Here is a 12111-nt window from a genome sequence, read left to right as displayed (position 1 = left end):
TTTGACAAGTCGGAGTTGACCGTTGCTCGCAATCTGAATAGCACCAATACAGAAACCTTTGCTGGGCAGTTCATTCTGGGCATTACCAGAGACGACACCGATAACAGTTCAGTCAAAATTGATGCGGATCTGGCGCAGTTAAATCAAACCTTTGATAGGAACAACGATTCGGTCGATCGCACCCGTGTTTCGCCGCAGCCTTCAATCACCGACTTAACGCTGGAACCTGTAGTTCTGCAAACTCAGGACGAGTCACGTTCTCGTGGAGCCAGCATTACCAATGGCAATCCTCAAAATGCTGCGGATACGGACTGGGTGGATGGGATATTTAACAATAGTGCGCAAGGCAGACTGATCCAATCGCCCCAGCCCACACCCTACCTGGATGATATTTTCCGAGCGGATAATCGCCTTGGTCCAAAGCCCAAAGTCGGACGCCAAAATCCCCTCCCAGTTGAGCAAGTGATCGTCGGCAGCACGATCGGGCAAGACATCCCTAGCGATCGACAAGATCTCATTAGTGCTGATCCTCCTGAGGGCGGCGCAAACTCAGAGGTTGGTCTTGATGGCTACTGGGAACGACGGGCAAGGCTCGAAGGTTTGCGGCTGGTAGTCGGGCAGCGGCTCGAACTCGGCGACGCGGCAGGCTGGGGCGGACCCACCGATGCAAGTGGATTTTCAGCGGACGGTAATCCCCTGGGTGCGGGATCAGAGCCGCTTCGCCCCTGGCCCGGAGGTTGCTCCTCGGCAGCCAATCGCTGCAACGAACAGCGACAGCGACGCACCCTGTTCGATAATCTGCCAGCGGTTCAGGCAACTGCGGTCTACCATGCCAGTGCGCAAACGGGTCGCGACTTTCCCCTGGCTTGTATTGCCACCACTGTACATCCGGGAACCGCTGGAACCCTGGATAGAAGTTCAATATTTGAAAATTTAGCGACTCCCCTTCAGGGAACGGCAGCCATTCCTGGGTACAGCGATCAGGCAACCCCAATGGTGATTAGCGATTTCTTCCGGGGTCGCGGTACAAATGGCTGGGAGTTTGAAACGCCCAGGCTGGACGAGTTTACTAACCCTAACAGTAGCCTGATCACTGCCCTGAAAAATCTGGCGAACTTTGCAGGCGATCCCAACGGCGGCGCGCCCTCTTTCCAACCTCCAGCAACGCAAGTAGGTCGAAACGAAGTCCATCCCTATCCCAGCATGGCGATGTGGGGTGATTTCTCGATGCTGCGGAGAGTCCTGGCTATCTATGGAAGTCGTGGTTATGCTTCCCTGAGTCCTGCTGATAAGACAACGCTCCACACCGCTGCCTGCACCCTGGGTATGCTGGCATACAACGTCGATTACCTGGAAAAGCTTGATTACGCTACCCTGGAAGCCATTCCATTACCCGGAAGTCCTACCCTACGACTACTGGGTAGCCCTCTTCCCCCAGGAGTCACAATCACAGTTGATAACTTCTCCAGCCTGACGAATGATCAAATCGTCACGTACTTCTCTGGTCTGCGGGGACGCATTCGCCTGATTAACCTGATGATTGATGCTGAGACTGAGGTGGCTGCGAGTGAGATTAACGAAAAGGTTCGCAGTGCCAACCCAGCCTTAAACTTAGCCCTGCCTGATTCAGTTTCAGGCAGCCGCATTCTCAGAGATCTGGCACTGATGAGGAGTACGGAGCGGGAGTTCATGACCGCAGTGAAACGTAACAGCAACCCAGAGTTCTACGTGCGTCTGTTAGAACGCTGGCGCGACGATCCGGGTGCTGGAAATGTGGCAGCCCGCCGGGTTATCCAAGACCAGATCTACCTGGCTCAGCTCATTATTACGAAGGAGCAAGTTGCCCGCGATCGACAGTTTGGCTTTTACGGTGCCTATGGGGAAAACACAGGCGCAGAAGAAGGAAACGAAACAGAGCGGGTATTAGCACAGGCTCCATTAGGGCAATGCCAAGCCTGGAATGCCATTGCCACCGACACCACGCCCAAGGATGCGCTTTTCAATCTCTGTTCCTATCGTCCTCGCTATCCCATTCTCTATTCGCTCTTTCCTGCGGGAACCAGTGATACCAATCCGACCCCTGCCCCAACGGTTGCCGCAGCCCTTGACGGTGCTGGAACAGACGACTTTATCTCCCATCCTGACTACCAGGGAATTGCAGGCAGTGAAAACGACCTCTATGTCCGTGACTCAGAAGACCGGAGCACCAGAGGAACCTATATCTCACTGCAGAATTCCACGGTGACCTATAACGTGGTGCGTCCTGAGAATGTTGCCCTGCGTCCTCGCAGATTGCCAATGCCCAATGCCAGCCATACTGCTCTGGGTGGGGCACTCCGCGATCGATCGACGGGAACGATTATGGCGGGGCAGGATTGGCTGCTGCCTACAGGTGCTGGGCTATCAGATAGTGTCACTGGGGTAACGGATGGTCGTACACCCAACGGCAACGCCCGTAACTGGATTAAGGTTTGCTCGGTGTCCTGCTCCTTCCCGGCAGAAAGCTCCAACAACGCAAACTATCCTCGCCTGCTCCAGCTGACTAGCGCGACTGGCGCAAATAACACGCCTGGCGCAATGTTCCCCGTCATGTTTAAGGATCATGCCTTCTTTAACGGACGGGAAATGATGACGGTCAGAAGCCTGGATCTCGACCTCGACCTGATGCGGAATAGCCAAAGCAGCGTGGGCTCTGACTACTGGCTTCCCAGAAGCGGTATTGTGTACGCCTTCCGAGAAGATTCAGTATCTGAGGCAAATATTGTTCGTCCGGCTAGCAATCGCTGGAGCAGCTGCAATACCGAAGCGCGTATGCAGACGACCGCGACCTGCCAGATGAATACCTACGCCGATGCCTATGCTTCAACCGACCCCCCTCTGAACGCTGCCAACCGGATCACGCCAAAACCTGTGGATTACCTGCCTGATCCCGATCGTCGTCCGTACGGGTTCCGCTTAAAGCAGGGCATCTCTCTGGTCAGGGGCGGAGCTGCTGCCAATGAAAACAACCTGTGGCGGGGCCTCTCCTTTGTGACAGCCAACCCTGCCTACATTCTGGGCGACTTCAACCTGCACCGCACCTTTGATGCAGCCCCCGCTGCTCTCGAAGAGTTTACGGCTCCCCTGGCAGCGAACTACGGTAACTTCTACCAGCGTGGCTCCGGTGGGGCAAACGGAACCTTAAACGAAAACTTTGCGAAGTCTACAACCGACCAGTTCCGACCGAGCGAAGTTGTGGCAGATGCCGTCACGATCCTGTCGTCTAGGTTCTGCGATGGCAGTATCCAAGATGCGATGACAACCGCAGGTCGGCGTGGTCGAACAGTGGAAGTAGAACCTTCTTCGCTACAGGGTCGTTATGGATGCAGTACCCGTACCACATCGTTCCTGAACCAAAACCGTCCGACGGTTCTGCCCAATGCTGACCCGCCTAACACCCAGAAACAGGCGCGCTGGGTGACTGCCAACATTGCAGATAGCTATCCCCTGATTCTGCGAGATTTGGCATCTGGCAATAACCCCGATATTGGGGATTCGCCCCTCTTGATTAGCCGCAGTGGAATGCCCATTCAGTGGAATGCGAACGACGGCTTCCGGGAATACCGCGCAGCTGACGGCTTTTATCGCACGAGCCAACGACGGGCAATCAACGAGGCGCCAAACGCAACACGAATCAACACGATCGTGGTAGGAGGTCTCGTTCCGACGCGCTCTAACCAGGGCTACGGAGGGTTGCACAACTTCCCTCGCTTCATCGAGTGGTGGAAAGACAAAGACCTGTTCTTCTCTGGAGCATTCCTTCAGCTCAACTTCAGCAGCTATGCGACTGCGCCGTTTGACCTGGATGCCTGGGAGCAGGGAGCCACGCCTGCCAGGGGAGCGGGTTGTCCACAGAATGATACGAGCACAGAAGACATTTGCTACTACGAGGCTCCAGATCGCCGCTGGGGTTATGATCCGGCACTGCAATACGGACCTCCGGCTCCAGTTGCCGAACGATTCCAGCAGCCTGACTCAACTCGCAGCGAGTTCTACTCAGAGCCTCCGGCGGATGATCCCTATATTGCACGTTTGAGCCAATGCGTCGCGCCAAATAGCTGTCGCCCAAGCTAGGCAAGATCGCCCAATGGAATGTCCTTGCTGCTAACCCCTGCGGCAGGGCATTCCCTCAAGCCCATCTGCGTTTGCCTGTCCTAGAGTTTGCTTGTCCTAAAGTTTGCTTGTCCTGCATTTGCCTGTTCTGGAGTTTGATGGTTCTGGAGGAGTTCTGCCAAGGAGATGTCTATGTCTGCCCATCCTGCCCACCGTTTAATCTGGTTTCTGCTCTGGCGATCGGGTCGCCAACCGTCGATCGTCTCCCGATCCGGGTCTGAGCAAGGCTTAACCATCATGGAATGCCTGGTAGCAGTCATGCTGATTGTCATTACAATCGCAATGGTTGCCCCGCCACTGGTGTTAGCCACCGCTACACGAGTCCAAAATCGCCGGGCAGAACAAGCCCTCCAGGTCGCTCAGGGTGAGGTCGATCGCATCCGGGCACTGGTTTCAACGGGGCAGCACGCTCCGGCAAGCCTCCCTGCGTCAGTGGCTGGAGCAACGGCAGGAACTCTGGCAAGTGTGGCTGCACCGACTCAGATCGATGCACGGCTACGAAGCCTGAACCCGACCGGAACAGAATGCTCGAATCGGTTTGACCCAAGCTCATCTCCCCCTGCTGTTGCCGTTAACGCGGTGTTGCCCATTGATGTCGATGGCGACTGCGTGCCGGAGTATCTAATGCAAATTTTTCGTACCCCTGGCTTAGTTTCCAGATCAGAAGGAGCAACAGGTCAGCAGTCGCGCCCCTCAGAGTTTGATATTGGCATCCGGGTTTACCCGATTCAGGCAGCTGAAAACTTTTCGCCGCAAGCATCCCGCAATGCGCTCACGTTACCCAACGACCTGAGAACCGAGCCTGCCCAACTTCAGCTCACCAGCGGCACTCTCCGCAAACGTCCCCTCGCCGCTTTCTACACAAAGCTAGTCTGGACCGAAGAAAGAACCTCGCTGTGCAGCTTCTTTTCCCAAGCCGATCGCCAAAGAATTGCGTCCTGTTCTAGCGTATTTCCGGCGGGTTCTCCCTGACGCTCAATGTTTCTGATAACTCCGTGCATCCTTAGAGTACCCAACCCCTATGGCTAGACGCTTCCTTCTATCGCGGCTCAAACGCCTGCTGATTCCTCAGGCAAAGCCAGAGCAAATCAATTCGAGTCGGGCAAAGTCGATGACCCCCCAGGGGAAATTGCTTCCGATCGCAGCAACACCGAGCAACCGAGGATTTACACTGCTGGAACTGCTTGTCGTTGCCGTGATCGGTGGCGGTCTGGTCTCCGGCTTGATGTTTATTGTGGTGCAGCTTATGCAAGCCGATCAGCGCGAGTCAGCTCGCACGGAAACGCAGCGCGAAATGCAGCTTGCAATGGACTACATCAGCAATGAACTTCGAGAAGCCGTCTTTGTTTACACCGGCGAATATATGCCAACCCTGACCCAGCATTTGCCTGCATCCCTTACTGAGTCAGGGAAGGTGCCGATTCTTGCATTCTGGAAATATCAGCCTTTCCCGGATGCCGTTAAAGCTGCCTGTGTTTCTGCCAATCCACCCGCTGGAGTGGGCTGTATGTCAGGTCAGTCCTACGCGTTAGTGGTTTATTCGCTCGAACGAAGACCTGCTTCAGGGACTCCCTGGCGAGGAGGAGCGAGAATTACGCGCTATGCATTAACTCAGTTTGAAGGGAATAGCACAACCATTACATCTGGCTATGTCAACCCTGGCGATGAAGGAAATTTTGCAACGTGGCCTTCCATGGGCGGTGTAAACCTGCAAACTGCTGCAGGAGGTCGCCCTGCCGCTTCCTCAGGCACGGTTAACACGCTGGTTGATTATGTAGACGGGCAAACCACCTTTAACACAACCGTTCGCTGTCCTGGTGACGACGGAACAGCTGCAAGAAAACCCTACAGCCTCTCTCCGCCAGACTCCATGCTCAGTGTTTCTTCGCCCCCAATGCCTCGTAGTTTCTATGCCTGCGTCATTTCTACCCAGGAAGTAGCCACAGTAACCGGTACCCAAAACTTGCAAACGGTCGGTGAATATCAGGATGTCGTTTTATATCTACGCGGTAGTGCGGTCGGCAGACCTGGAATCTCCACGGCTCTGAGCGCTCGATCAGCTGAACTGCTGCCCACACTGGAGACCAGAGTACTGCTGCGCGGTGTCCTAACCCGTCAACCTTAGGAGTGATTCCGTTTATTAGACCCTCGCCCCTAAAAAGAGACCAGCGAGAGCGAGATCAACAAAGAGGGCAAGGATTTGCAAAAGAAGGTCTATCGTCTTGAAGCGATACCACGAGAAACCAGGAGACAGACGATGAAATATGAATTTAGGCAGACTGCACCAGCCGGATTTACGATAGTCGAGCTGCTTGTCGCAGTGCTGATGTCTGGCATTCTCGCCGCAATTGCTGCACCAAGCTGGCAAGGATTCGCCGCTTCCCGACGGGCAGACACGGCGCAAAATGAAATCCTGCAAACACTGCGGCAGGCACAGGCAGATGCAATCCGCACGCGCCGATCGCAAACGGTGACCTTTAACCCGACGGCAACGCCTCCAACTGTCCAGGTTGGTAGCCGATCGCCAGTACGATTGGGCGAAGAAACAACCCAGGCTCAGCTTCGACCTGGAATCCTCTCACTCGCAGTGAGCAATAGCAGCACTACCCCCAATAACGTTGTCGAATTTGATTCGCGTGGAACGGTGACAAAAGGCGTAAATATGATTATTACCGCGACTTCGGCTGGAAACAGCAACCGAAAACGCTGTGTAATTGTTGCAACACTTCTGGGGACACTTCGAACGGCTCAAAATAGTGATTGCAACTCGATCTAGTTTGCTCCAGCTGGGTTTTTCCAAACCTATTTCTTGAGCAACCAGCAGTCCTAGCCCAACCGTAAGGAAAGGATCGTTACGGATTTAGAACGGATTCAGAGTTGAGATACGCTCCTCCTGTTTTAGTTATCTAAGAAGAGATTTTGACTCAAGGCTGTATCAATGCAGTATCGATGTAGCAGCAATGCAGCGATCGTCATACTTCCTGCAAATTCCCAATTCGCTCCAACCACTTAGGCATCAGCTATTAATCATCCTTTTAACGTGCTGCTGACCTGTGGCAAGATGGCATCAGTCTAAATTTCGATGCTGTGTCTGTTAAGAACTCGTGCACATAACCCGATCGCTTCTAAAAGTTTTTGAGAGTCGTAAAATTGCCGCGCTGCTACTGCTAGGATTTGCCTCTGGGCTGCCGCTGTTTCTGACCAGTCGAACCCTGCAAGCCTGGATGACAATGGAACAGGTGGACTTGAAGGCGATCGGCTTATTTAGCTTGGTGGCACTGCCCTATTCGCTCAAGTTTCTCTGGTCACCGCTGCTCGATCGCTATGTGCCGCCGTTTCTGGGACGCAGACGAGGCTGGCTGCTGGTCTCCCAAGTTTTGCTGACGCTGGCGATCGGCTTGATGGCACTGCAAAACCCCCGACAGACCCTCCAGTTGCTTGCCCTGAATGCGCTGCTGATTGCCTTTTTGAGCGCGACGCAGGATATCGCGGTTGATGCCTACCGAGTCGATGTGCTGGAAGAACGGGAAACCGGAGCCGGAGCCGCCGTTGCCGTATTGGGGTATCGCATCGCGCTGCTGCTCACCGGATCGCTAGCGTTGATCCTGGCAGATCGGATTTCCTGGCAGCTAGTGTATCTGTGCCTTGCCGGACTGATGGCGATTTGTATTGGTTTTACGCTGTTTGCGCCTGAACCTGATTCATCCCTGGGCGAAAATCGTCCGCCTGCCACGCTTGCCGATGCCGTGATTCTGCCCTTTCAGGAATTCTTCCGGCGCTCGGGCCTGGGAATGGGACTGACCATTCTGCTCTTCATCGTGCTATATCGCTTTGGCGATGGATTAGTGGGCAACATGGCAACGCCGTTTTTGTTGCAAACCGGATTTAGCCAGACGGATATCGGCGCGATTCAAGGCGGAATGGGGCTGTTGGCAACGATCGTGGGTGCGCTGGCAGGGGGCGCCATCTTGGGGCAAATCGGCATTTATCGATCGCTCTGGGTCTTCGGCATTTTTCAGGCAGTCAGCAACCTCGCCTATTTCGCCCTGGCGCAGTTGGGGCAGAACTATCCGGCAATGGTGCTGGCAATTAACATCGAGAATTTTTGCGGCGGGCTGGGAACGGCTGGCTTTGTTGCCTTTTTAATTAGCTTGTGCAATCACCGCTTTTCGGCAACTCAGTACGCGCTGCTGTCGAGTCTGGTGGCAGTTAGTCGGGATATTTTGGTCGCGCCTGCCGGAAGCGTGGCACAAGCAACAGGCTGGTCTACTTTCTTTTTGCTCACCCTGCTAGCGGCTCTGCCCGGACTGCTGCTGCTGCCAATTTGCGCTCCCTGGAATCAAAAGCCCGCATTGGCGAACCCTCCAGAGTCTTATAATTCTGAACTGGAGACAGACGAAGAAGATCGATCGCAGTTGTAGGATAGAAATATCAAGCTTTTTGCGGCTCAATCCTTATCGCTGCTGTTCCCAAGCATGGCTATTTTTCGTCAGTATATTGCCCCGCTCATTGTTGTTCTAATTTTCTTTGTAGCTCTGATTGCCGTCAGTGCTCGTATCTTTTTACCGTCTGACCTGGCGGCTCCTGCCCCCATCGAAGAAGTCCGCCCGGAAGGAGCTTCACCCACAAAAACCGCTGCCGCAGCGATCGTTTCTCCTGCCCTTTCTTCCACAACGGATGTTGGCGTTGCCGATCTGCCGCCCACTCTGGAAACGCTCGTTCGCGGTTTTCCGTCTGTGGATGGCGCGATGTAGTAAGATTCGGAGCAAAGTTTGGGTCATGAGTAGCCGTTTTGCTTGCGAGGTCAGCGGGTGAACCTGCCATCCGGCTATCGGTTGCGTTCTGGCTCAGGACTCGATCGCGCCCTGCTGGTCAAATTTATGCAGCGCACTTATCAGGAACTCTTTCCTGGGAACGGATTCGCGCACCTCTCGCATACCGTCGAGCAATATCTTTCTGCAGAAACGCCGCTATTCTGGGTCGAACATACCGCATCGTCCTTTTCCTCACCTTCCTCACCTTCCATCGCCTGTCTCTGGATGGGAACCGCGATCGATCAAATTGAGGGTGATCGATATCCCTATATTTTTCTGCTGTACGTTCATCCCGATTATCGACACCTGGGAATTGGAACTGCCCTGATGCAAAAAGCAGAAGATTGGGCGCGTGAAAGAGGCGATCGCCAGGTTGGTCTACAGGTGTTTGTGCAAAATCAGGCTGCGCTGCGACTCTACGAGAAATTGGGCTATCAGCCGCAGTCGGTGTTTATGGTGAAGCAATTTTCAGAATAAGACTCAAATATAAGACGTAGGCATCAGACATAGACATAAGACTGAAACCAGAATAGAACTCAATTATTTATCGCCAAACGGTCTCACATACGCACCCTGCCCTGCATTCCCCCCCTACCTTCTCATTCCCCACCCCCTCATGCCCCTCACACAACTTCCGCTTCATGGCTCAGAACCCCTTTGTTCGCGTCTGATCTTCGGCGTTTGGCGCATGGCGGAATGGCAGATGACTACGGCTCAGATTCGGGAACTGATCGATCGCCTTATAGAATGGGGCATCACGAGCTTTGATCATGCTGATATCTACGGCGACTACACCTGCGAAGGTCTGTTTGGGGCAGCTCTGGCAGAAGATCCAGCGTTAAGAGAGCAAATCCAAATCATTGATAAATGCGGAATTCGGCTTGTGTCCGATCGCCGTCCCCAGCATCAGATGCACGATTACGATACGAGTGCTACCCATATCCATGCTTCTGTAGACAACTCCCTGAAGCAGCTCCACACAGATTATCTGGACGTTTTGCTAATCCATCGTCCTGACCCGCTGATGGATGCGGATGAAGTTGCCCAGGCATTTATCGATCTAAAGCAAGCTGGGAAAGTGCGTTATTTTGGTGTGTCGAATTTCACGCCCAATCAGTTTAATCTGCTGGCTTCGCGGTTGCCGTTTCCCCTGGTTACGAATCAAATCGAAATTTCGGTGCTCCATCTAGAACCCTTCATGAACGGAACGCTGGATCAGTGTCAGCAGTTGCGGATCGCACCAATGGCCTGGTCGCCGCTGGCAGGAGGTCGTTTGTTTCAACCTAAAGACGATCGCACTCAGCGAATTCAAACGGCACTGCAACATATTGGCGAACAGTTCGGCGGAGCCACGATCGATCAGGTCGCCTTTGCCTGGCTGTTAACCCACCCCGCCCGGATCATTCCAATTCTGGGAACCGGTAAGCTCGATCGTATTCAGGCAGCAGTCGCGGCTGAACAATTACGGCTAACGCGAGAGCAGTGGTTTACCATCTGGACTGCTTCAACTGGAGCCGAAGTCCCATAACTACACCAAAATAAGACATAAAAATAAAAAGCGTGGCAGGGTTACCCACCACACTTAATAGAGTTACTCAGAACTACTGAGAATTATTCAAAAATCCAAATCCCGATCGACCTAAAAATACGATCGCGATTTCAGATTGATGCAGACTACACCGCAGCGAAGAAATTCTTCGACTTCACGGGGTCAGGAATCATCGTGGCTTCACCCGGCTTCCAGTTGGCAGGGCAAACTTCGTCGGGGTGAGACTGAACGTGCTGAATCGCTTGCAGTGTGCGGAGGGTTTCGTCCACACTGCGACCAAATGCCAGGTTGTTGATCGTGGCGTGCTGGACCACACCATCTTGGTCGATGATGAATAGACCACGCAGTGCCACACCTGCTTCCGGGTCAAGCACGTTGTAAGCTGCGCTGATTTGCTTTTTGATGTCAGCGACGAGCGGATAGTTCAGATCACCCACACCACCAGCCTTACGATCGGTCTGCGTCCATGCGAGGTGAGAGAATTCGCTGTCTACCGATACACCCAGAACTTCGGTGTTGATGCTCTTGAACTCATCATACCGATCGCTGAACGCCGTAATTTCGGTTGGGCAAACAAACGTGAAGTCGAGCGGGTAGAAGAACAGCACGACGTATTTGCCGCGATAGTCAGATAATTTGATTGTCTTGAATTCCTGATCGTACACAGCCGTTGCCGTGAACTCAGGGGCAGGCTGACCAACTCGGAGGCATCCTTCCATGCTGTAGGTCAAGGTCATGAATTACTCTCCTTAAATGCGTCTTAATGCGTCTCAGTGCGTCTAACGAACATGAACCCGATGAACTCTTCACCGAACCGTGTCCTAAAATTTGTTCAGGTCACTCGGTGCAGAGCGATTTCAGGATAATTCAGGTGACTTAGGGTTAGGTGGACTTGGGCCACAATTCAAATGACGGGAAAGACAGAGAATCTTTGATCAAAACTTTTACAAAAAGCTTCAGAGATTCAAGCCTGCGCTCGAGCGTCATTACAATCTGTTACGACTATATCATACTCATAACGATTTTGAGTATCCCGCCCCAAAGCAGTTTCCCTTATGCACTCCTCATCTCCTTATCCATTCCTAGACCTACTCACTCCCTGCCTCACCTTTAAACTTCTCCACGTAGGATAGAAATACCCACTATCCTAAGGAGACCGGATTGGATCGAATCGATGAGCGAGATACCCGCGAGTGGCTGCTCACCAACGGCATCGGTAGCTTTGCTTGCGGAACAGTCTGCGATGCCCATACCCGCACTTATCATGGCTGGCTAATGGCGGCTCTGGAGCCTCCCGGTCGGCGAACGCTACTGCTGTCGCGGATTGATGCAGCGATCGAAATTGGCGGACAGCGATTGCAGCTCGGCGTGAATTTCTGGATTAGCGGCGCGATTTCTCCGCAGGGCGATCGGCTACTGCGATCGTTCACGGTTGATCCGGTTCCCGCCTGGATTTGGGGACAGGAGCACTGGCAGCTTCAGCGTCGCCTGGTGATGCCCTACGGAGTGCTGTCTCCCCAAAACGATGAGCCGCCTAGACTCAAAACCCGAACGCTGATTCACTATCGCTATGAGGGCAATCAGCCTGCCCTGCTT

The 12111-nt window shown here is 53.6% G+C and carries 10 protein-coding genes; 9 read left to right on the top strand and 1 reads right to left on the bottom strand.

What is annotated here, in order from left to right; all coding sequences use genetic code 11:
* Positions 1-15 precede the first annotated feature (15 nt).
* From H6F80_RS10190 to H6F80_RS10155, 8 genes are all read left to right on the top strand, one after another.
* Positions 16-4113, top strand: coding sequence for a hypothetical protein (locus H6F80_RS10190; protein ID WP_206755059.1), 4098 nt, complete (start codon positions 16-18; stop codon positions 4111-4113).
* Between the two features lie 171 nt (positions 4114-4284).
* On the top strand, positions 4285-5124 hold the full coding sequence (locus tag H6F80_RS10185; protein WP_190791451.1) for a type IV pilus modification PilV family protein: 840 nt from the start codon (positions 4285-4287) through the stop codon (positions 5122-5124).
* Positions 5125-5173: 49 nt separating this feature from the next.
* Positions 5174-6277 (top strand): prepilin-type N-terminal cleavage/methylation domain-containing protein, encoded by a 1104-nt coding sequence (locus H6F80_RS10180; RefSeq protein ID WP_190791450.1) that lies wholly within the window; start codon positions 5174-5176, stop codon positions 6275-6277.
* Positions 6278-6409: 132 nt separating this feature from the next.
* Entirely contained in the window at positions 6410-6928 is a 519-nt protein-coding gene (locus H6F80_RS10175; protein ID WP_190791449.1) for a GspH/FimT family pseudopilin, read from the top strand.
* 328 nt (positions 6929-7256) lie between these two features.
* The gene (locus tag H6F80_RS10170) at positions 7257-8573 is read left to right on the top strand and encodes an AmpG family muropeptide MFS transporter (RefSeq protein ID WP_190791448.1); all 1317 of its coding nucleotides are present in this window, start codon (positions 7257-7259) and stop codon (positions 8571-8573) included.
* 54 nt (positions 8574-8627) lie between these two features.
* Positions 8628-8906 carry a DUF8624 family small hydrophobic protein gene (locus H6F80_RS10165; protein ID WP_190791447.1) on the top strand — a complete coding sequence of 93 codons (279 nt, stop codon included), beginning with the start codon at positions 8628-8630 and terminating at the stop codon, positions 8904-8906.
* A 57-nt stretch (positions 8907-8963) separates the two neighbouring features.
* Positions 8964-9443 (top strand): GNAT family N-acetyltransferase, encoded by a 480-nt coding sequence (locus tag H6F80_RS10160; protein WP_347277859.1) that lies wholly within the window; start codon positions 8964-8966, stop codon positions 9441-9443.
* A 139-nt stretch (positions 9444-9582) separates the two neighbouring features.
* Complete coding sequence (locus H6F80_RS10155) at positions 9583-10494, top strand: aldo/keto reductase (RefSeq protein ID WP_190791446.1); 912 nt, start codon at positions 9583-9585, stop codon at positions 10492-10494.
* 146 nt (positions 10495-10640) lie between these two features.
* On the opposite strand, the gene H6F80_RS10150 is transcribed toward H6F80_RS10155, so the two are convergent.
* Positions 10641-11252 carry a redoxin domain-containing protein gene (locus H6F80_RS10150; protein WP_190791445.1) on the bottom strand — a complete coding sequence of 204 codons (612 nt, stop codon included), beginning with the start codon at positions 11250-11252 and terminating at the stop codon, positions 10641-10643.
* Positions 11253-11676: 424 nt separating this feature from the next.
* Here H6F80_RS10150 and H6F80_RS10145 point away from each other — a divergent pair.
* On the top strand, positions 11677-12111 hold a 435-nt coding region (locus H6F80_RS10145), incomplete at its 3' end, for a glycogen debranching enzyme N-terminal domain-containing protein (RefSeq protein ID WP_199296487.1).

It is taken from the genome of Leptolyngbya sp. FACHB-711 (assembly GCF_014695615.1).
Classification (GTDB): Bacteria; Cyanobacteriota; Cyanobacteriia; order Elainellales; family Elainellaceae; genus Leptolyngbya_A.
This window is presented reverse-complemented; position numbering and strand designations above follow the sequence as displayed.

What these genes read in the sequence shown, in the direction of transcription:
- H6F80_RS10185 (WP_190791451.1), top strand. Translation starts at nt 4,285, where the DNA reads ATGTCTGCCCATCCTGCCCACCGTTTAATCTGGTTTCTGCTCTGGCGA.
- H6F80_RS10180 (WP_190791450.1), top strand. Translation starts at nt 5,174, where the DNA reads ATGGCTAGACGCTTCCTTCTATCGCGGCTCAAACGCCTGCTGATTCCT.
- H6F80_RS10175 (WP_190791449.1), top strand. Translation starts at nt 6,410, where the DNA reads ATGAAATATGAATTTAGGCAGACTGCACCAGCCGGATTTACGATAGTC.
- H6F80_RS10165 (WP_190791447.1), top strand. Translation starts at nt 8,628, where the DNA reads ATGGCTATTTTTCGTCAGTATATTGCCCCGCTCATTGTTGTTCTAATT.
- H6F80_RS10155 (WP_190791446.1), top strand. Translation starts at nt 9,583, where the DNA reads ATGCCCCTCACACAACTTCCGCTTCATGGCTCAGAACCCCTTTGTTCG.
- H6F80_RS10150 (WP_190791445.1), bottom strand. Translation starts at nt 11,252, where the DNA reads ATGACCTTGACCTACAGCATGGAAGGATGCCTCCGAGTTGGTCAGCCT.